The following is a 19,131-nucleotide window of genomic DNA, read 5'->3' as shown; positions in this document are numbered from 1 at the left end:
TGTCGGATCGCTCAGATGTCGCCTTGTTGTGCCGTTTCCTCGTTGCGCGGATTCAGGAAGGAATCCGTGATGACGGCGAGCAGCAGCACCACGCCCTTGATGAGATTCTGCCCGGCGTAGGAGATGTCCATGATGGTCATGCCGTTCAGCATCGTTCCGATAACGAGCGTGCCGATGACGACGTTGAGCACGCCGCCACGGCCGCCTGATAGCCCGATGCCGCCAAGCACGACGACCAGGATGACGTCATAGATGAGCGTCGAGTTGAAGATGCGGGTCGGCATCGAGTTGACGGATGCCGCCATCACGAGGCCAGCAAAGCAGCCGATCAGGGCGGTGATCACATATTGCAGGACGATGATCGGGCGAGAGGGAATGCCGGTGACACGCGCGGCGTAGGGGTTGTCGCCGATCGCATAGATATAGGCGCCCCAGCGGGTCTGGCGCAGCAGGAACGCGACCACGATGCAGGCGATTGCGAACATCCAGATCGACGTCGGAATGCCGAGAATGGTGCCTTGTCCGAGCCGCTCGAAGCCGTCCATGCCCGGGCTCCATTGCACGACGTCGAGTTGGAACAGCGCGGTCTGCCCGAGCCCGGCCAGCAACAGGCCGGTTGCCAGCGTTGCAAACAGCGAAGGGACTTCGGCATAGGCGATCAGCCAGCCGTTGACGAGGCCGAACGCGATCGTGAGCAGGACGGCGGTCAGCAGCGAGGCCGGTAGCGAATGACCGTTCTGCACCATCTGGAGCACCAGTCCCGGCGGCACCGCAAGGGCTGCGATCAGCGAGATGTCGATGCCGCGTCCGATTACGACGATTGCCATGGCAAGGCCGAGGATGCCGAGCACTGCCACGTTCTGGAGCAGCGTCAGCATGTTGTCCGGCGTCAGAAAGCCGCGCAGGAAGATCGAAAACACAAGGAACAGCAGCGCGAAGACTGCGAAGACGATCTCTTGCTGATTGAAACGAAAGCGCTTCATCCCCGTCTTGCCTTTCTTCGACCCGGCTGTTGCGCGACCGTCAGGACGATCGGTTCTCAATGCGATAGGTTTGTGGAAGCGTTGCAAGGCTTTCGACGAGCATCTTTGTTCGATCCAGGTCACCGGAATGGACCGAGATGCTGACGACCGTGTTGAGCTTCTCGTCTTTCTCGACGAGGATATCTGCCGCCGTGTCGGGGCCGAAGATGCGATCGATCTCGGTCCTGACCTTTTCCCGGACCGCGAGATCGCGAAGCGCGGGCTTGAAGATCTTCCCGACGGCGGTAGCCGGAAGAGCTTCGAGCAGGACGACGCGCTTTGGCCTCGCAGGAGGCTCATTGACGTTGTGTTCGAGATGCTCGCGCAATTGCGCCAGATCGATTGTCTCTCCGGGGGAGGGCACCACGAAGAGAACTGGGACCTCTCCCGCGTAGGCGTCGGGCATGCCGACGGCCGAGCTCATCTGGACACCGGGGAAGGCGTTCGCGACGTCCTCGATTGCGGCAGGGTCGATATTGTGGCCGCTTCGTACGATGAGGTCCTTCTCGCGCCCCGTCAGCACGAGGCGTTGATCCGGGGTGAGATAGCCGACGTCGCCGGTGACGATCCAGTGGTCGTCGGTGAGCACGCCCTTGTCGTGCTGGGGATCGACGTATCCGGGAAACACCTGCGGTCCCCTCACGAGGACAAGACCGCTCGTGAGAGGCGGACACTCTGTCTTCAGTTCGGCATCAGCCAGAGCGACGATTTTGGTCTCTGCGAACGGTGCCCTGAAGCCGACGCTGCCTTGCACGGGAGTGCCACGGCCGGGATTGAAAGCGATCGCGGCCGCGGTTTCTGTCATCCCGTAGGTCTCGAACAAGGTAATCCCGGTCCGCGCCTGAAACCTGTCGCTGACAGCCTTGGGAGCCACGGCCCCGCCCGTGAGCGCCATGCGAACGGTGCTGACATCGGAGGACCCGATCGGCACCTCGGCAAGAGCGGCAATCGAAGTCGGCACTCCGCTCACGATGGTCGCGCGAAACCGCTCCACCGTGTGCCAGTAGTCGCGAATCGCTTCGGGACTTCTGAGGCTGTACGGCGATGGAATGATCACATGACCGCCGGCAGCGAGAATCGACAGGCCGAGCGTCATGGTGCCGCCGACGTGAAACAGCGGAAAACCGTTCACGGCGGCGTCCAGCTCATCCAGTCCGTGGACCTGCGCAAAGCTCCAGGCCGCATGGATCTGGTTGCCGTGTGTCAGCCGAACCAGCTTTGGCCGCCCGGTGGTCCCGCCGGTGTGGAAGAGGGCGCAGATCGCATTGCGATCGGTCGAAGGTGCGAAATCCAGCGTGCCGCGCGTGCTCCCGACCGCCTCATTGAAGTTTAGAAAACCTCCAGGCAGCGGACCGTTCGCGCCTATCGCAAAAATGGTCTTCAGCGACGGGACGCGTTGCGCGACGTTGTTTGCCTTGATCCAGATCGCGGCATCGGCAGCTTCGGAGGCCACGACCAGAACAGTTGCATTCTGCGCCTGGAGCAGGTCGGCGATCGCGTCTTCGTTCAGGAGATGGTTGATCGAACTGGCGACTCCCGCGACCTGGGCACCGAGCAGCGCCGGAAATAGTTGCGGCAGGATCGGACAGAGAAACGCGACAGTCCCGCTTTTTGTTCGATCCCGTGCGATCTGAACAAATTGGCCGCGCGGGCGATCGCCGCGAGCAATTGCCGGTGAGTCAGCGTGACATCCCCGGGCTCGCGCGAGCCCCTGGTCAGAATGGTTAGTGCAGGCCGGTCGGGATGCAGGCGCGCCGTGGCTTCGAAGAGATGGTGAAGATTGCGGGCGGGGATGAGCGAGTCGTAAGGCCGCTGCTCCAGCGCCTCGATATCGGCGATGGTCTTGACCGGCTGCGTGAACCGCGTCGTGATGGGTGATGGCAAAGCGCTGCTCACGAGCACCGCCATTCGGGCGGCACGGCAGATCGTGCTGCGGCTGATCCGAGCTGATGCAAGCGAACGTTTCCCGCCTATCTCATTGACCGTTTTTTGTTCTTCATAGGCCACATGCCGGAGCGCGGCTTGCTCCGGAGCGCAAAGCTTTTGCTTCTCCGCGCAAACGGTCTTGCGTGTAGGCGGCGGCCCTCTAGAATCTCGATGCGTGGCCAGTTTGTGCGATGCACAAACGACGTTCATCATGGCGGCGCAACGGATGGGCGGACGATGAACCTGGTGTTTTCGACAGACGATCTGGAGCCGTCCAAACGCTACGCCGCGTGGCAAGGCGCGATCTGCGACGTCTACGTCCATGTCGACGTGAACGCCGAGGAGCGATCCGACTATCACGGCTTCGTTCGCGAGGCACGGTTCGGCGCGGTGACGATGACCGACGTCCTGCTGTCGGAGCAGCGCATCTCGCGCCGCGAACGGCATATCGCAAAGCTCGACAAGGATTGCTACTACGTCGAATTCGTCCAGCAGGGCCGGGTCAACGTGCTTCAGGCCGGCCAGACCCTGCTTTCGAATCCCGGCGTGAGCGCGATCTTCTCGGCCTCCGAGGCCTATGATCTCGAATGCGTCGGCAAGGTACGATCGCTCTATCTCGAGATTCCGCGCGCGGAATTCTCGGCGCGCTTCAGCGAGGGACGGCTGCCGGTCGTGACGACGATGGCGACGAGCCGCGGACTTGGCCGGATCGCCGCCGAGTTCTGCGCGACGCTCGCCGCGGAAGGCGCGCCGCTCGACGAGACCGCGCGCACGCGATTGGGCGGTGAGCTGATGGACGTGCTGGCGCTCGCGCTCGACATGGGCGAGCGGGACGAATTCTCGGAGGATGCGAGCGCGCAGCAGGCCCGCCTGCGCTCGGTCAAGGCCTGGATCGAGGCGCACCTCACCGATGCGGATCTGTCGCTGGAGAAGATCGCGAAGAGCAATGGCGTCTCGCTCAGGCATCTGCACTATCTCTTTCGGCTCACCGATGTCTCGGTGTCCGAATGGATTTTGGATCGCCGGCTGCAGCGCTGCTACGACGTGCTGACGCGCCCAGAGCTACGGTCGCTGTCGATCACCGAGGTCGCCTATCAGCTGGGCTTCAGCAGTTCGTCCTATTTCAGCACGGTGTTCCGCAGGAAGTTCGGCCACAGCCCGTCCGACCTGCGACGGCGCTAGAGAACCTGCACCGCGCGCGGCGATGCAGGTCCGTCGTTGTCGACGTTACTTCACCAGCGGGCAGCCGCCGTCCTTCAGCGGCCGGAAGGCCTGGTCGGCCGGCACTTCGGCGAGCAGCTTGTAATAGTCCCACGGGCCCTTGGATTCCTCGGGCTTCTTCACCTGGAACAGGAACATGCTGTGCACCATGCGGCCGTCCTCGCGCAGGATGCCGTTGTCGGTGAAGGCATCCTTCACCGGCAGCTCGCGCATCTTGGCCATCACGGTCTTGGTGTCCTTGGTGCCGGCGGCCCGCACGGCCTTGAGGTAGTGCAGCGTGGCGCTGTAGGTCGCGGCCTGGTTCATGGTCGGCATGCGCTTGATGCGCTCCTGGAAACGCTTGCCGAAGGCGCGGGTCTTGTCATTGAGGTCCCAGTAATAGGCCTCGGTGATGATCAGGCCCTGCGCGAGCTTGAGCCCGAGGCTGTGCACGTCGGAGATGAACATCACGATCGCAGCCAGGTTCTGGCCGCCGGCGACGATGCCGAACTCGCCGGCCTGCTTGATCGCGTTGATGGTGTCGCCGCCGCCATTGGCGAGTCCGATGATCTTGGCCTTGGAGGCCTGGGCCTGAAGCAGGAATGACGAGAAATCGGCCGTGTTGAGCGGATGCTTGACGCTGCCGAGCACCTTGCCGCCGGCTGCCTTTACCACGTCGCCGGTGTCGCGCTCGATCGAATGACCGAACACGTAGTCGGCGGTAAGGAAGAACCAGCTGTCGCCGCCGTTCTTGACGATCGCGCTGCCGACGGTGTGGGCGTTGGAATAGGTGTCGTAGGTCCAGTGCGCGGTGTAGGGCGAGCAGGATTTTCCGGTGATGTCGGAGCTTGCCGCATCGGTCACGATCATCACCTTCTCGTACTGCTTCGACAGCTCCATCACCGCGAGTGCAGTGGCGGAAGTGGGCAGGTCGATGATCATGTCGACGCCCTCGGTCTCCCACCACTTTCGCGCGATGGTGGAGGCGACGTCGGGCTTGTTGAGCACGTCGGCCGCGACCATCTCGATCGGCTTGCCGAACATCTGGCCGCCAAAATCCTCGATCGCCATCTTGGTGGCTTCGACATTCCCCTGGCCTCCGATGTCGGAATAGACCGAGGAGAAGTCGGAGAGCACGCCGATCTTGAGCGGGGTCTGCTGGGCGGAGGCGGGGACGATCAGGGCAGCCGACAGCAAGCCGGCCGCAGACACGAGTGCTGCGATAGGTCTCATGGATACGTTTCCTCTTGTACGGGACTATTCTGTCCCTTTGTCCGACAAAGTTAGAGCGAGGTTCCCCAGGAGTCAATTTGCTGCATCTGCGGTGCGAATGACGCAGTTTGACGCGTCTCCGGGGCGACCCTATAGTTTGTCGGACAATCGCCATTGGGGGCTACCGTGCCGATTTCGCCGCTCTTCCGTCCGATCGATGTCGCGCCGGCCTATCAGAAAGTCGCCGACGCCATCGAGCGCGAGATCGTCAATGGGCGCATCAAGCCCGGCGATCCCATCGGCACCGAGCATGATCTGGTGCGCCAGTTCGGTGTCAACCGCTCGACCATTCGCGAAGGCATCCGCGTGCTGGAGGAGGGCGGCTTGATCAGCCGCGATTCCTCGCGCCGTCTGCACGCCTGCCTGCCGCGCTACACCAAGCTTGCAAGCCGCCTCAGCCGCGCACTGGTGCTGCATGAGGTGACGTTCCGCGAGCTCTACGAGGCCTCGATGACGCTGGAGGTGGCGAGCATCGAAGGCGCGGTGGAGCGCGCGACCGAAGAGAACCTCGCCGAGCTCACCAACAATCTCGTGCGCAGCGAGGCCGTAGTCGGCGATCCCGCCGCGCTTGCCGAATGCGATGCCGAATTCCACGTGCTGGTCGCCAAGGCCTCGCAGAACCGCGTGCTCCAGCTCGCACGCGAGCCGGCGGCGCAGCTGTTCTATCCGACCACCGAGATGATCGTGACCGGCGTTGCCGAAGGTGGCCCACGCCTCGTCGCCGCGCACCGCCATCTGATCGACGCGATCCGCCGCCGCGACCGCGAGGCCGGCGTGCTCTGGACGCGCCGGCACTTGCAGGACTGGCGGCGCGGTTTCGAGAAGATCGCCTCGCTCGATCGGTCGGTCGAGCACATGTACATGGAGCACGCCCAGGCGGCCCGGCGCAGATAGGCGCCTGATGAAGACGCAAGATTTCAGCAAAGAAATCCAACAAATAAGACATCACATGGAGGAACACATGACCGGCGACATCGCGGCCACCATCTCGAAAGCGCGTGAGCACTCCATCGGCGACCTGCTTCGCCGCTCGGCAGGCCGCGAGCCGAACAAGCTTGCAGTGAGCTGCGGCGATGTGAACTGGACGTTTGCCGAGATGGACGCGATCTGCAACCGGCTCGGCCGCGGTCTGCTCGGGCTCGGCGTCAGCAAGGGCGATCGCGTCGCCGTGCTCTCGCGCAATTCGCACGCGTTTGCGGCGTTGCGCTTCGCGCTGGCGCGGATCGGTGCGGTGCTGGTGCCGATCAACTTCATGCTCAATCCGGACGAGATCAATTTCATCCTGAAGAGTTCCGGCGCAAAGCTGCTCGCGACCGGTCCCGATTTCGTCGAGCCCGCGCGCGCCGCTTCGGCCAAGGACTGCGCGGTCGAAAAGATGATCTGGCTGCCGGGCGAGGATCCGGCCACGGCGCCCGCGGACATCGCCACTTTCGACGATCTCCTCGGCCCTGACGGCTCGTTCCTGGAGGCATCCGTCGACAGCCGCGATCTCGCACAGATCGTCTACACCAGCGGCACGGAATCGCTGCCCAAGGGCGCGATGCTGACCCATGAAGCCGTGATGTGGCAGTACGTGAGCTGCATCATCGACGGCGGCATGAGCGCGGACGACAAGTTCCTGCACGCGCTGCCGCTCTATCATTGCGCCCAGCTCGACGTCTTCCTGGGGCCGCAGATCTATCTCGGCGCCTCCGGCGTGATCACGGGCAAGCCGACCGCCGACAACATCCTGGCGCTGATCCAGGCACACAAGATCACGTCCTTCTTCGCGCCGCCGACGATCTGGATCGCGATGCTGCGCTCGCCGAATTTCGACAAGACCGATCTGTCGACCTTGCAGAAGGGCTATTACGGCGCTTCGATCATGCCGGTGGAAGTCTTGCTCGAACTCCAGCGCCGACTGCCCGCCGTAAAATTCTGGAATTTTTACGGCCAGACCGAGATCGCGCCACTCGCGACCGTGCTGCGGCCGGAGGACCAGCTGCGCAAGGCCGGCTCGGCCGGCAAGCCCGTCCTCAACGTCGAGACGCGCGTGGTCAACACGGCGATGGAGGACGTGAAGGTCGGCGAGGTCGGCGAGATCGTGCACCGCTCGCCGCATCTGCTCTCCGGCTATTACAATGACCCCGTCAAGACCGCGGCGGCCTTCACCGGCGGCTGGTTTCACTCCGGCGATCTCGCCACCGTCGATACCGAGGGCCACATCACCGTGGTCGACCGCGTCAAGGACATGATCAAGACCGGCGGCGAGAATGTCGCGAGCCGCGAGGTCGAGGAGATGGTCTACCGCATCCCTGCGGTCTCCGAGGTTGCCGTGGTCGGCCTGCCCGATCCGCGCTGGATCGAGGCGGTCACGGCGATCGTCGTGGTCAAGACCGGCGAGAAGCTCGACGAGGATGCCGTCATCAAGCACTGCGCCGGCCAGATGGCGCATTTCAAGGTGCCCAAGCGCGTCATCTTCGTCGACAGTCTGCCGAAGAACCCGAGCGGCAAGCTGCTCAAGCGCGAGCTGCGCCAGCGCTTCGTCGGCGGCGAGACGCTCGACAAGGCGATCCAGAAGAATTTTGGAACGTAGGCACGGAGCGGTCGCCATGAAGGTCTGGCAGGTCGCGCGCGACTGGTCGATCGAGGGGTTGGAGCTGGTCGATCTGCCGGAACCGACGCCTGGCACCGGCCAGATCGCGGTGCGGATGAAGGCGGCATCGCTCAACTACCGTGATCTGCTCACGGTGCAGGGCAAGGGCGGCGTATCACGATTGCCGCTGATCCCGTTCTCGGACGGTGCCGGCGAAGTCGTCGCGGTCGGTGACGGCGTTGCCCGCGTCGCGGTTGGCGATCGCGTCTGTCCGATGTTCTTCCAGTCCTGGATCGACGGGAAGGTGTCGGCGACCAGCCGCCGCTATGCGCTCGGCGGTACGCGGCCGGGCGTGTTGCAGGAGGTGATGCTGCTCGATGCCGAGGGCGTCAGCCGCATTCCATCGCACCTTTCATTCGTGGAAGCGGCGACGCTGCCCTGCGCCGGCCTCACGGCATGGCGCGCGCTGTTCGAAGAGGCCAGGGTGAAACCCGGTGACACCGTGCTGGTGCAGGGCACCGGCGGTGTCTCGATCTTCGCGCTGCAATTCGCAAAGCTCGCCGGCGCGAGCGTGATCGTGACGTCGTCGAGCGACGAGAAGCTCGCGCGCGCCAAGGCGCTCGGCGCCGACCACACCATCAATTATCGTTCCGTGCCGGATTGGGGCAAGGCCGCGGCCGACTGGACCGGCGGCGGCGTCGATCACGTCGTCGAGGTCGGCGGTAAGGATACCTTTGCGCAGTCGCTCGAGGCTATCAGGGTCGGTGGCAACATCCTGGTGATCGGCGTGCTCACCGGCTTCTCGCAGCAGATCGCGATTCCGAGCCTGTTTTCCAAGAACCTGCACGTCATCGGCCTGTCGGTCGGCAGCCGCCGCATGTTCGAGGGGATGACGGCCGCGATCGGCCGCAACAGCATGAAGCCGGTCATTGACCGTGCGCTCGGGTTCGATGCCGTGCCGGACGCGTTGCGGCTGATGCAGCAGGGCGGTCACTTCGGCAAGATCGTGGTTGAGTTTCCTTAGCCCATCTCGCCGGAGAGCTTCCTGACGTCGTCGGGCGTCCGTCCGAAGCGGCGACGAAACGCGCGATGGAAGTAGGAAACGTCGTGAAAGCCGGCGAGGTGCGCGACCTCGATGATCTTGCGCGTGCGCAGGTTTGGATTTCGAAGCAGCCGCTCGGCGCGCAGCAGCCGCTGCTCCAGCACGAAGCCGCTGTAGGTGATGCCGGCCTGCTCGAACATCAACTGGATCGTGCGCGGGCTGATCCGGTGCGCGGCTGAAAGGACGGTGAGCGACAGCGCGGGGCTGTCGAGCTGCGCCAGGATGTCGGATTTGAGGGTTTCGAGACGCGCCGCCGCAAGGCCGCGCATGCGAGCTTGCTCGGCGACATCGCCGCGCGCTCCGATCATCAGCACGGAGAGGTCGAACAGATGCTGCGAGACCGCATCGAGCTCTGCGGGCGCGAGCTTGTCGGCATAAGTGTGCGCGAGGTCATAATATCGCAGGAACATCGACGTGATCGGATTGGCGCCGGGGATCGACTGCGCGATCAGATCCTCGGCATCCGGGCACGCGCGCAGCAGCGCCTTGCGCGGCAGCAGCGCGGTCTGGAAGTTGCCGTGTGTCGTCTGAGTGATATGGGCGCCCTTGATCGAGGGGTCGCCGATCGTGACGTCGCCGGCGGCGACCTCCAGCGGACGTCGTCCCATGGCCCCGCTCAGCGCCGAATTCGGCGACATTGTGATCACCAATTCGTCGTTCGTCCCCAGCGATACGAAGGACATCGGCGTGCCGAACGAGGCCGAGAGCCGGAGGCGCGGAAGGATGGCCGGCGAAATGGTCCGGTGAACCCGTCCTTCCCCGATCGGAACGAAATCGACGTCGGCGACCTGGCGGCAGAACTGCTCGCGCCATCGTTCATAGGCCTGGCCATTCGGGTCGCCATCGAATGAGAGTTGAGGCTGGATCATCGATCGGGAAGGGCAGATTGATTGGCGAATTACGGCAGGTTGTATCGTCAGGGCGATGCTCCGCAACCGCAAAAGCGCTGGATTGCGTGATAAGTCACTCGCGATGACGCGCTGTGACCGCGACCTGGTGCCGCAGCCCGGTAGGCCCCGATCGTAAAGGTAGTTTGCGCCGCGATGTCCGGGCGGCCGCTTGCCTCAATACGTCTTCACCGCGGCACCGAACGCCAGCCACAGCCCCATCGATGCGAGCCCGAAGCCGCCGAGCAGCAGGAAGGTCGGGCCGTAGCCGATCCATTGCGCGATCCAGCCGCCGAGCGCGGGGCTGAGGCTCGCGCCGACGCCCTGCACGGTGATGACCGCGCCCTGGCCGAGATTGATGCGGCCGGTGCCGTTGAGTGAGCGCGCGACCATGCCGGGGACGGCCACCGTCTGCAGCCCGGTGCCGATGCCGTCGAGCACCTGCATCGGCACGACGCCCCACCATCCCGTGACGAAGAAGGCGAGCACGCCGCGGATGGGCAGGAACATGAAAGAGACCAGGATCACCGGCCAGTAGTTGCGCTTGCTCGCCGCCTTCATCGCGATCAGCGACGTCACGACCATCACGCCCTGCGCGATTACGACGGTGGTCGCGACGAAGGTCGGGCCGTTGGCCTGGCCTTCGGCCACCGCGGCAAGTCCATAGAGCGGTACGATCGCGGCGTTGCCGAGATGAAACAGCGCGAGCGCGAGCGCCAGCACGAGCAGCGCCCGGTGCTTGAGCAGCATGGTGAACGCATCCGGCGCGCTGTCGGGATCATCCTCCTTGGAGCCGCGCGAGGCGCGATCGTCGATCGCCTTTGCGGGGATCATCAGCACGCAGGCGATCGCGATGGCGCCGAACATCGCCGCCAGCACGAACACGGCGACATAGCCGAACTTGTAGCCGAGATAGCCCGACAGCGCTGCGCCCACCATGTTGCCGGCATGGTTGAAGGCCTGGTTGCGGCCGTTCAGCGCATTGAAGCCCTTTTGCCTGGCGATGCCGAGGTAATGCCTGTGACCGCCGGCACGATCGCGGCGCTCGCCAGCGATTGCGCAACTTGCGAAAACGTGACCGCCCAGAAATTTTGCGAGATCAGGATGATTGCGGACGCGAGCACCACGCAGATGCCGGGAATGACGACCCACAGGCGCTTGTTGCGGCTGGAATCGATGAAGCCGCCGATCGGCGTCGTGGCCAGCATGCCCGCGACATTGCCGATCGTCAGCGCGCTGCCGATCAATCCGGTCCCCCAGCCGCGCTCCTGGAGAAACACGCCGACGAACGGTCCGATGCCCGACTGCATGTCGGCCATGAAGAAGTTGACTGCGTAGAGGGGCCAGAGGCGGGGAGGGGAGCGCGATGCCATCGGGACGTTGAGCGACTGCCGGCGGAAATGGTCTTGCACAAGCAGGGCTGACAAGACGGGCTCACATGACCGGCCAACTGGCGCCGGGGCGGACCGGAAAGTAACATGTGCTAGCCGGGTTGGTTCCTCCGCACTTGCGATGGGAGGGCTACGGCGTCATCTCGTGGGTGTCCCCTCCTTCTTCTGGATCATGGCCATGCCTCTCTGGACCTGCGAAACCTGCGGCGCCCAATTTCCTGAAAGTGAAAAACCGCCCGCATCCTGTCCGATCTGCGAGGACGAGCGGCAATTCGTGAACTGGAGGGGCCAAACCTTCCTCACACGCGAAGCGTTGGCGGAACGGCACCGCCTCGCCTGGCGCGACGATCTCGGCCTCACCGGCATCGGGTCCGAGCCGAGCTTCGCCATCGGCCAGCGCGCGCTGTTGGTGCCGCTCGGTGACGGCTGTTTGATGTGGGACTGCGTCCCGCTAGCGACGTCGGAAGCTGTCGCGCATGTGCGCTCGCTCGGCGGGCTGAAGGCGATCGCGATCTCGCATCCGCATTACTATGGCGCGCTTGCCGACTGGAGCGAGGCGTTCGGCGGCGTACCGGTCTATCTGCATGCCGATGATCGCCAATGGGTGACGCGTCCGCATCCCGCCATCGTGCACTGGACCGGCGATCAGCATCGCATCTCCGGTGACGTGCTGTTGCTCCGCACCGGCGGTCATTTCGCCGGCGCCACCATGATGCATTGGTTGCGCGGCGCGGAGGGCAAGGGCGCGCTGCTCACCGGCGATATCGCGCAGGTGACGATGGACCGCCGCTTCGTCAGCTTCATGTACTCCTATCCGAACTACATGCCGCTCAACGCCGCCGCGGTGCGGCGGATCGCAGCCGCTGTGGAGCCGCTCGCCTTTGACCGCATCTACGGCGCCTGGTGGGGCCGCAACATCGCCTCCGGCGCCAAGGCCGCATTCGCAGCGTCCGTGCAGCGATACATCGCGGCCATCGCCTGACGCGGGACGACCAAAACCCCCTTGTTCTGACCTAATAACTGTACTATAAGTACAGATATTAAGCGCGGCGCAACGATGCGTTTGCTGGTCCGGCACGAACGATGCATCGTTGTCTCGGCGGGCGCATGCAGCGGCCGCGTGAGCGGGAGTTGGACGCATGACCGGGCAGCGCGACTACGAGATATTCGAGGCCGGCGACGTCACGCTTCAGTCCGGCGCCGTCTCCCCCGCGATGAAGCTCGCCTACAAGACCTACGGCACCCTCAGTCCCGCCAGGGACAACGTTATCCTCTACCCGACCTCGTTCAGCGCCCAACACTACGACACGGAATGGCTGATCGGGCCCGATGGCGTGCTCGACCCTACGCGCTACTTCATCATCATCCCGAACCTGTTCGGCAACGGCCTGTCGTCCTCGCCGTCGAATTCTGGCGAGGCGCCATTCCCGCAAATCACCTATCACGACGCCATTGCGATCCAGCACCGGCTGCTGACCGAGCGCTTCGGCATCACAAAGCTCGCGCTGGTCTATGGCTGGTCGATGGGCGGCATGCAGACCTATCACTGGGCGGCGCTGCACCCCGACATGGTCGTGCGGGCCGCGGTGGTCTGCGGCAGTGCGCGATGTGCGCCCTATAATTACGTCTTCCTCGAAAGCGTGAAGGCCGCGCTGACCGGTGATCCCGCCTTCCGCGACGGTCGCTTCGTCGAGAAGCCCGTTGCCGGCTATCGCGCCATGGGACGCGTCTATGCCGGCTGGGCGATGTCGCACGGCTTCTACCGCGACGAGCTGTGGCGCGAGGCGGGCTTCACCTCGCTCGAGGATTATCTGGTCCGGAACTGGGACGCGACCTTTGCCCGGCGTGACGCCAATGATCTCCTCGCGCAAGCCGGAATCTGGCAGCGCGGTGACATCAGTCGTTGCGCGTCATTCGATGGCGACCTCGGTCGGGCGCTGGCCGCGATCAAGGCGCATATGCTGCTGATGCCGGGTGCGACCGACCGCTATTTCGACGCTCGCGACAACGAGGACGAGCTCGGCAGGCTGATCAACGCAAAATCGGCGGTACTGCATCCGATTCCGTCGCAGCACGGCCATCGCGCCGGCAACCCCGTCAACAATCCGCGCGACCAGGCCTTCCTCAAGGCCGAGGTCGCAGAGCTTCTCAGCAAATAGGACGAGCCTTCGATGATGACTGACGCGACCGTTTCAGAGCCCGGCCATCGCCTGAAGCCGCTGACACCGGCGATGCTGCGTGAATTGTCGGTGCGATCCAATCTCAGGGGGGCCGCGAAAAGTCTCAGCCATTACGGCCTGGTCGTGCTGGTCGGCGCGCTGGTCTGGAAGGTCTCTTCAGCCTGGGGCGTGTTGTGGGCGCTGCCGCTGATGGCGGTGCAGGGCTATTTCGTCGCCTTCCTGTTCATGGCGCTGCACGAGACCGCGCACAAGACCGCGTTCAGGAGCCGTGGCCTCAACCTTGCGGTCGGCTATCCCTCGGCCTTCATCATCGGACAACCTTACGAATATTACTGCCTGTTTCACTGGGACCATCACCGCTACACCCAGGATCCGGACAAGGACCCGGAGCTGATCGTCGGCGTGAAGCCGACATCCGACACGCAACTCGCGCTCGCCTATAGTGGCCTGCTTCAGGTCGCCGGCCGCCTCCGGTTGATGCTCGGCCACGCCGTCACCGGCAAGGTCACCGTGCCCTGGATTCCCGAAAACAAGCGCGCCACCATCGCGCGCGAGGCGCGCGCCTACGCCGGGCTCTATGCGTTGCTGCTCGCGCTCTCGCTTTGGTTTTCCTCCGCGCTGCTGCTCTGGGTCTGGATCGTTCCGCTGATGATCGGGCAGTCCTTCCTGCGGCCCTATCTCTATGCCGAGCACACCGGCTGCGACCGCACCCGCAGCGCCTTCCAGAACACGCGCACCACCTACACCAGCGCGATCGTCAAATGGTTCGCGTGGAACATGCCCTACCATGTCGAGCACCACGCCTATCCCTCGATCCCGTTCCACGCGCTGCCGAAGCTGAACGAGATCGTCGACGGCGAGATCGTCCATCGCGGCCGTGGCTATATCAGGACGACGCGCGAGACCTGGGCCTGGTTTCGCCGGCATCGGCAGATTGGTTAACCCAATGCAAAGCTCCGGCCGCACTGCGACCGGAGCTTTGTCGAGGACGTCAGATATCAGTAGATCCCGTAGGCGCAGACATTCACGACGCGGACGCGCAGGCCATGGCGGGTCCGGACGACGCGCTCCTGGTAGCAGTTGCTGACGCCGGTGTTGACGTAGACGCCGCCAAAACCCCAGCCGGGACCCCAGTGATGATGGAAGCCGTGGGCCGAAGCCGCGGTGGGCGCGAGAGCGGCAGCACCGAGCGAACCAGCAGCGATCAGACCAAGAGCAAGCTTACGAAACATTTTCATTCTCCAGTGTGGCGCTAAGGCCGTTGTTGTGTCCCTGCTTCTCCGTCGGGCCGAGACGCGAACGCGTTCAGGGCGCGAGGCAGGAATCGTGTTTCAGGAATGTTTCGTGGGCTTCGGCGAAATGCGCCGCTGTCAGGCTTTTCGCGCCGCTGCGCGATAGCGCGCAGCCATCGCCTGCGTCATCTCCGCCATCTTCTCGCGGAGATCGGCGGGCTCCAGCACTTCGGCCTCGGGCCCGAGCCGCAACAATTCGGCCGCGGCGTGCCATGACGTCTTGCCGGTCGGCACGCGCGCGATGCGCCAGCCGTCCGCATCGATGGTCTCTGCAAGCTGCGTGCGCGCCTTGACGTAAGGCTGGCTCAGCGCGTCGAGCAGTTTGACGCCGAACGGCGACAGCCGCACGATCGCGACATTGGGATGCATCTCGGCTTCGAGGCGAAGCGTCGCTGCCTGCCAATAGGCGGCGAGATCGAACGCGGCGGGGCGATCGAAGCGGTCGTCGAGCGCGGTGCAGTCCAGCACGCGCGCGACACGATAGGTGCGCACGCTGCCGTCGACTTGGCCTGCGAGATACCAGCTGCCGCCCTTCAGCACGAGCCCGAGCGGTGCGACGCGGCGCTGCTTCTCCGCGCGCCAGCTCTGGTAGCGGATCTTGATCAGCGTCCCGCGCAGAGCCGCGCCGGCGATGGAGCGAAGATGTTTGGGTTCTTCCGTCTCGCCGAACCAGCCGGGTGCGTCCAGGTGAAAACGCTCCTGCATCCGCCCGGCGTCTTCGCGAAGGTTGGCAGGAAGTGCCGCCATGAGCTTGTTCTGCGCGGCGATCATCGCCGCATCCAGCCCGAGCGCCGCGGCCGGCCCCGGCAGTCCCGCAAGGAACAGGGCCTCCGCCTCGTTCTGCGACAGGCCGTTCAAACGCACGCGATAACCGTCGAGCAGGCGATAGCCACCCTCCGCGCCACGGTCGGCGTAGACAGGGACGCCGGACGCCGCGAGTGCATCGATGTCGCGATAGATCGTGCGCACCGAGACCTCGCAGGCTTCCGCGAGCTCGGGCGCAGTGACCTGCCCCCTGGCCTGAAGGGTGGTGAGAATCGACAACATTCTGCTCGCGCGCATGATCCCTTAAACCATACCTGACACAGGATGTCAGGTATGGTCCGCTATAAGCGCCATCGCCGGCCAGATGGAGACGTGTTATGACCGATCAAAACCGCATCACCCTGTATTATTCGCCGCAAAGCCGCGCCACCGGCACGCGGGTGCTGCTGGAGGAGCTGGGCGCGCCCTACGATCTCCACGTCCTCAACATGAAGGCCGGCGAACAGCGCCAGGGCGCCTACCTCGCCATCAATCCGCTCGGCAAGGTGCCGGCGGTCCGCCACGGTGAGGCGCTGGTGACCGAGCAGGTCGCGATCACTATCTATCTCGCCGATCTGTTTCCGCAGGCGGGGCTGACGCCCGCGCTGAACGACCCGCTGCGCGGTCCCTACCTGCGCTGGATCGCCTATTACGGCGCATCGTTCGAGCCGGCCTTGATCGACAAGTTCATGCAGCGCGAGCCGGCGCCGATCATGCAGTCGCCCTACGCCGATTACGACACCATGCTGGGCGCGCTCGAGACGCAATTATCGAAGGGGCCGTATCTGCTCGGCGAGCGGATGACGGCCGCCGATATCTTGTGGGGTGTCGCGTTCAGCTGGACGATGATGTTCGGCATCGTGCCGAAGAAAGACGAATTCGTTCGTTATGCCGAACGCATGACCTCGCGGCCTGCGTTCCAGCGGATCAATGCCGCCGACGATGAGATGGCGGCGCAGCATGCCGCGGCTGCAGGTGGTTGAATGATCCAGGGTTGCAGATGACAAACTCGATCCACACGACCAACTGCTTCAACACCTTCATCCGGGTGGCTGAAGACTGTCCCGCGCATACCGGCGAGGAGCCGCCGCTGCGCGCGGGAAAGCCGACGGTGGCGTGCCTGCAATACGAGATGATCACCAAGGCACCCTACAAGCACACGTCCGACGACGTGATCTTCGCGACGTCCGCGCCGGGACGCGAGCTCGATGCGAAGGCGACGAAGACGGAGAAGCGTGCGGCTCGTGAAGCGTTCTTCTCCCGGGGGCAGGCCTGCATGAGGGCGTCGAGCCTGGGCAAGCGCTTCGGCTGGGGCGTTCATGCCGACAGTGAGGGCCGGATCGCGATTTACGCCGTCGACAGCAAGCGCTACCAGGTGCTCGTCCGCGATCCCAAGCTCACACAGGTGCGCGCGATGCGGTCGCAGCGGGCGTGATCAGAATTTTGGCGGCCGTTTTGCCGCGAACGCCTTGATACCCTCCTTGATCTCGTCGCCGCGCATGCTCTCGCGGTGGCGCTGATCGGCGGCCGCTTCGTCCAATTCGCCACGAGCGAATTCGTTGATGGCGCGCTTCATGCCGGCCATTGCCCGCGGCGCGTTGCCGGCGAGGATGTTGGCGAGCTTGTCGACCTCCTCGTCGAGGAAATCCACCGGCACCATGGCGGTGAGATAGCCGATCCGCAGCATCTCCGGCGCGCTGATCTTCTGCGCGGTGAGGAACAGCTTCTTCGCATTGTCGAGGCCGAGCCGCGTCACGTAACGCTTGATGCCGCTTCTGTAGTAGTGCAGCCCGAGCCGCGCCGCCGGCATAAACATCTCGGCGGTGTCGACGCCGATGCGGAAATCGCAGGCGAGCGCGAGGTCGGTCGACCCGCCATAGACGCCGCCATTGAGCCGGCAGATCGTCGGCACGCCGAGATCCTCCAGCCGGTTGACGACGACCTCGAACGCCGAGCCCGCGCTCTGCTGCTCGTTGGCGCTGACCGCGCGCTCGGCAACCGAGTTGAGGTCATAGCCCGCCGAGAAGGCCCGCCCCGTGCCGGTCAGCACCAGCACGCGGATATCAGGATCGGCCTCGATCCGGTCGAAAAGCCTGACCAGCTCGCCGAGATCCTCGGCCTGGAGCCGGTTGAGATGTTTGGGCCGGTTGAGGCGGATGGTGGCGCGTGCGCCGTCACGTTCGAGCACGGGGCCTGAGGCTGCGTCGGCTGTGTCCGACATTCTTGTCTCCATTTATTTGTTTTCGAGTGTGCGGCGCTTGGCTTCCGCATCGATGGTCTCGGCGAGATCGGGGTGCCGCGCCATCAGCACGCGGAAGTCGACGAGGTCGAGCACCAGCAGCCGCGACACCTTCGTGGTCGAGACGTTGGCGCCGCGCTTGTTGTTGCCGAGCAGCGCCATCTCGCCGAAGAACGCGCCCTCGCCGAGCTGGACCTTCTTGCCGGGCAGGTCGACCTCGACCTCGCCGGCGGCGATGAAATACATGCAGTCGCCCTGCGCGCCCTTGCGGATGATCATGGTGCGCGCCGGCAGCTCCATGGTCCGCAGCATGTGGGTGACGTCGGCGATCGCCGCCGGCCCGAGTGCGGCGAAGAACGGCACCTTGCTGACGGATTCCCAGGTCTTGAGAAAGTTGTCGCGGCGGGTCTCGGCGGCAAAGCCGGTCGCCAGGATACCGGTCCACAGCCCGAACACGCCGAGGCCCGAGATCATCACCATCGCCGCCACCATGCGCCCCAGCGGCGTCACCGGCACCACGTCGCCATAGCCCGTCGTCGTCAGCGTGACGACAGCCCACCACAGCGCGGCGGGGACGCTGCCGAATGTCTGCGGCTGCACGTCCCGTTCCAGGAAATATTCGGCGACGGAAGCGAGGAACACCACCATCAGGAAGATCACGAGCACGCTGACCAGCGGCCCCGATTCCAGCACCAGCACCCGGCGCAGCTGCCGCAGGCCCGGAATGCCCGGCACCACCTTCATCACCCAGAGCACGCTGAGCAGCCACGCCGTCTTCGCCTCGATGCCGATCAGGAGCGCGACCGGCACGGCCAGCGCGCCCAGAGCATCGACCACTCCGGCAGAGGAGGTCATGTAGAGCGACAGGCGCCCCGTTTGTGCCATGTGGCGCAGCCGGACCACCCATTCGAACACGAAATAGACGAGGCAGGCCCATAGCAGGGCGTCGACCCAGCGGGACGCCGTCTCATAGGCCGGGTTGACCGTCAGCAGCACCATGCTGAGCACGCCGAGGCCGACCGCGGCATAGGCCGCCTTGGTCATGTTGCGGCCGGCCGTGGCGGCCACGAACTGGGCCAGTGCGGGGATCAGCGGCTTGGACATGCGGGAAGGCGGGCTCGATCGTGTCTCTCTGGGTCCCGGCTGGGACGCCACCGCCAAAGTGCCCGCCCGGGCGGGAGCCGTCAACGACGGGCAGGGGCTGCCCGCAGCATCGAGCCCGGTGCCGTGGTGGATCCGGG

At 64.6% G+C, this 19,131-nt stretch carries 18 protein-coding genes and 1 pseudogene; 9 read left to right on the top strand and 10 right to left on the bottom strand.

What is annotated here, in order from left to right:
- Window positions 1-11 precede the first annotated feature (11 nt).
- From BJ6T_RS40580 to BJ6T_RS49030, 3 genes are read right to left on the bottom strand one after another with little or no spacing between them, the layout of a single operon-like run.
- Window positions 12-983: an ABC transporter permease gene (locus BJ6T_RS40580; RefSeq protein ID WP_014498319.1), complete on the bottom strand. Its 972-nt coding sequence runs from the start codon at window positions 981-983 to the stop codon at window positions 12-14.
- A 40-nt stretch (window positions 984-1,023) separates the two neighbouring features.
- On the bottom strand, window positions 1,024-2,580 hold the full coding sequence (locus BJ6T_RS40575) for an AMP-binding protein (RefSeq protein WP_240538008.1): 1,557 nt from the start codon (window positions 2,578-2,580) through the stop codon (window positions 1,024-1,026).
- Window positions 2,529-3,161 (bottom strand): hypothetical protein, encoded by a 633-nt coding sequence (locus BJ6T_RS49030; RefSeq protein ID WP_240537939.1) that lies wholly within the window; start codon window positions 3,159-3,161, stop codon window positions 2,529-2,531. Before BJ6T_RS49030 ends, BJ6T_RS40575 begins: the two co-directional genes overlap by 52 nt.
- Before the next feature lie 24 nt (window positions 3,162-3,185).
- On the opposite strand from BJ6T_RS49030, the gene BJ6T_RS40570 reads away from it, so the two are divergent.
- A complete protein-coding gene (locus tag BJ6T_RS40570; protein ID WP_014498316.1) occupies window positions 3,186-4,130 on the top strand; it encodes a helix-turn-helix domain-containing protein in 945 nt (314 codons plus the stop codon).
- A gap of 45 nt (window positions 4,131-4,175) precedes the next feature.
- Here BJ6T_RS40570 and BJ6T_RS40565 read toward each other — a convergent pair whose 3' ends face one another.
- A complete protein-coding gene (locus tag BJ6T_RS40565; protein ID WP_014498315.1) occupies window positions 4,176-5,381 on the bottom strand; it encodes an ABC transporter substrate-binding protein in 1,206 nt (401 codons plus the stop codon).
- Window positions 5,382-5,546: 165 nt separating this feature from the next.
- Between BJ6T_RS40565 and BJ6T_RS40560 the strand changes: the two genes are divergently transcribed.
- The 3 genes from BJ6T_RS40560 to BJ6T_RS40550 all read left to right on the top strand — a co-directional run bounded on the left by BJ6T_RS40560 (window position 5,547) and on the right by BJ6T_RS40550 (window position 9,019).
- Entirely contained in the window at window positions 5,547-6,314 is a 768-nt protein-coding gene (locus tag BJ6T_RS40560) for a FadR/GntR family transcriptional regulator (RefSeq protein ID WP_039156109.1), read from the top strand.
- Between the two features lie 67 nt (window positions 6,315-6,381).
- Window positions 6,382-7,995 carry an acyl-CoA synthetase gene (locus BJ6T_RS40555; protein WP_014498313.1) on the top strand — a complete coding sequence of 538 codons (1,614 nt, stop codon included), beginning with the start codon at window positions 6,382-6,384 and terminating at the stop codon, window positions 7,993-7,995.
- A gap of 16 nt (window positions 7,996-8,011) precedes the next feature.
- Window positions 8,012-9,019, top strand: coding sequence for a zinc-dependent alcohol dehydrogenase family protein (locus BJ6T_RS40550; RefSeq protein WP_028170349.1), 1,008 nt, complete (start codon window positions 8,012-8,014; stop codon window positions 9,017-9,019).
- Here BJ6T_RS40550 and BJ6T_RS40545 read toward each other — a convergent pair.
- On the bottom strand, window positions 9,016-9,966 hold the full coding sequence (locus BJ6T_RS40545; RefSeq protein WP_014498311.1) for a helix-turn-helix transcriptional regulator: 951 nt from the start codon (window positions 9,964-9,966) through the stop codon (window positions 9,016-9,018). The genes BJ6T_RS40550 and BJ6T_RS40545 overlap by 4 nt on opposite strands.
- 195 nt (window positions 9,967-10,161) lie before the next feature.
- Window positions 10,162-11,357 (bottom strand): annotated as a pseudogene (locus BJ6T_RS49490) (MFS transporter).
- 196 nt (window positions 11,358-11,553) lie between these two features.
- Between BJ6T_RS49490 and BJ6T_RS40535 the strand changes: the two are divergent.
- From BJ6T_RS40535 to BJ6T_RS40525, 3 genes are all read left to right on the top strand, one after another.
- A complete protein-coding gene (locus BJ6T_RS40535) occupies window positions 11,554-12,357 on the top strand; it encodes an MBL fold metallo-hydrolase (RefSeq protein ID WP_028170350.1) in 804 nt (267 codons plus the stop codon).
- A 157-nt stretch (window positions 12,358-12,514) separates the two neighbouring features.
- On the top strand, window positions 12,515-13,534 hold the full coding sequence (locus BJ6T_RS40530) for an alpha/beta fold hydrolase (protein ID WP_014498307.1): 1,020 nt from the start codon (window positions 12,515-12,517) through the stop codon (window positions 13,532-13,534).
- A 15-nt stretch (window positions 13,535-13,549) separates the two neighbouring features.
- On the top strand, window positions 13,550-14,497 hold the full coding sequence (locus BJ6T_RS40525; protein WP_028170351.1) for a fatty acid desaturase: 948 nt from the start codon (window positions 13,550-13,552) through the stop codon (window positions 14,495-14,497).
- Between the two features lie 56 nt (window positions 14,498-14,553).
- Here the strand turns inward: BJ6T_RS40525 and BJ6T_RS40520 are convergent, their stop codons facing one another.
- Window positions 14,554-14,787, bottom strand: a complete 234-nt coding sequence (locus BJ6T_RS40520) for a hypothetical protein (RefSeq protein ID WP_014498305.1) — start codon at window positions 14,785-14,787, stop codon at window positions 14,554-14,556.
- Between the two features lie 138 nt (window positions 14,788-14,925).
- Window positions 14,926-15,909 carry a helix-turn-helix transcriptional regulator gene (locus tag BJ6T_RS40515; protein WP_028170352.1) on the bottom strand — a complete coding sequence of 328 codons (984 nt, stop codon included), beginning with the start codon at window positions 15,907-15,909 and terminating at the stop codon, window positions 14,926-14,928.
- Window positions 15,910-15,989: 80 nt separating this feature from the next.
- Here BJ6T_RS40515 and BJ6T_RS40510 point away from each other — a divergent pair, with 80 nt between their 5' ends.
- Both BJ6T_RS40510 and BJ6T_RS40505 read left to right on the top strand, forming a co-directional pair.
- Window positions 15,990-16,634 (top strand): glutathione S-transferase family protein, encoded by a 645-nt coding sequence (locus BJ6T_RS40510; RefSeq protein WP_014498303.1) that lies wholly within the window; start codon window positions 15,990-15,992, stop codon window positions 16,632-16,634.
- Window positions 16,635-16,651: 17 nt separating this feature from the next.
- Entirely contained in the window at window positions 16,652-17,086 is a 435-nt protein-coding gene (locus tag BJ6T_RS40505; protein WP_039228686.1) for a DUF6157 family protein, read from the top strand.
- Here BJ6T_RS40505 and BJ6T_RS40500 read toward each other — a convergent pair whose 3' ends face one another.
- Together BJ6T_RS40500 and BJ6T_RS40495 are read right to left on the bottom strand one after the other, a co-directional pair.
- Window positions 17,087-17,872, bottom strand: a complete 786-nt coding sequence (locus BJ6T_RS40500; protein WP_014498301.1) for an enoyl-CoA hydratase/isomerase family protein — start codon at window positions 17,870-17,872, stop codon at window positions 17,087-17,089.
- 12 nt (window positions 17,873-17,884) lie between these two features.
- Window positions 17,885-18,994, bottom strand: a complete 1,110-nt coding sequence (locus BJ6T_RS40495) for a cyclic nucleotide-gated ion channel (protein WP_014498300.1) — start codon at window positions 18,992-18,994, stop codon at window positions 17,885-17,887.
- Window positions 18,995-19,131 lie beyond the last annotated feature (137 nt).

It is taken from the genome of Bradyrhizobium japonicum USDA 6 (assembly GCF_000284375.1).
Classification (GTDB): domain Bacteria; phylum Pseudomonadota; class Alphaproteobacteria; order Rhizobiales; family Xanthobacteraceae; genus Bradyrhizobium; species Bradyrhizobium japonicum.
The sequence above is the reverse complement of the archived record's forward strand: the minus strand, read 5'-3'. Positions and strand labels throughout refer to the sequence as shown.

Coding starts and splice junctions, on each gene's coding strand:
- BJ6T_RS49030 (WP_240537939.1), bottom strand. CDS start 3,161: ATGATGAACGTCGTTTGTGCATCGCACAAACTGGCCACGCATCGAGAT.
- BJ6T_RS40525 (WP_028170351.1), top strand. CDS start 13,550: ATGACTGACGCGACCGTTTCAGAGCCCGGCCATCGCCTGAAGCCGCTG.
- BJ6T_RS40535 (WP_028170350.1), top strand. CDS start 11,554: ATGCCTCTCTGGACCTGCGAAACCTGCGGCGCCCAATTTCCTGAAAGT.
- BJ6T_RS40515 (WP_028170352.1), bottom strand. CDS start 15,909: ATGCGCGCGAGCAGAATGTTGTCGATTCTCACCACCCTTCAGGCCAGG.
- BJ6T_RS40530 (WP_014498307.1), top strand. CDS start 12,515: ATGACCGGGCAGCGCGACTACGAGATATTCGAGGCCGGCGACGTCACG.
- BJ6T_RS40510 (WP_014498303.1), top strand. CDS start 15,990: ATGACCGATCAAAACCGCATCACCCTGTATTATTCGCCGCAAAGCCGC.
- BJ6T_RS40565 (WP_014498315.1), bottom strand. CDS start 5,381: ATGAGACCTATCGCAGCACTCGTGTCTGCGGCCGGCTTGCTGTCGGCT.
- BJ6T_RS40570 (WP_014498316.1), top strand. CDS start 3,186: ATGAACCTGGTGTTTTCGACAGACGATCTGGAGCCGTCCAAACGCTAC.
- BJ6T_RS40580 (WP_014498319.1), bottom strand. CDS start 983: ATGAAGCGCTTTCGTTTCAATCAGCAAGAGATCGTCTTCGCAGTCTTC.
- BJ6T_RS40555 (WP_014498313.1), top strand. CDS start 6,382: ATGACCGGCGACATCGCGGCCACCATCTCGAAAGCGCGTGAGCACTCC.
- BJ6T_RS40550 (WP_028170349.1), top strand. CDS start 8,012: ATGAAGGTCTGGCAGGTCGCGCGCGACTGGTCGATCGAGGGGTTGGAG.
- BJ6T_RS40545 (WP_014498311.1), bottom strand. CDS start 9,966: ATGATCCAGCCTCAACTCTCATTCGATGGCGACCCGAATGGCCAGGCC.
- BJ6T_RS40495 (WP_014498300.1), bottom strand. CDS start 18,994: ATGTCCAAGCCGCTGATCCCCGCACTGGCCCAGTTCGTGGCCGCCACG.
- BJ6T_RS40505 (WP_039228686.1), top strand. CDS start 16,652: ATGACAAACTCGATCCACACGACCAACTGCTTCAACACCTTCATCCGG.
- BJ6T_RS40500 (WP_014498301.1), bottom strand. CDS start 17,872: ATGTCGGACACAGCCGACGCAGCCTCAGGCCCCGTGCTCGAACGTGAC.
- BJ6T_RS40520 (WP_014498305.1), bottom strand. CDS start 14,787: ATGTTTCGTAAGCTTGCTCTTGGTCTGATCGCTGCTGGTTCGCTCGGT.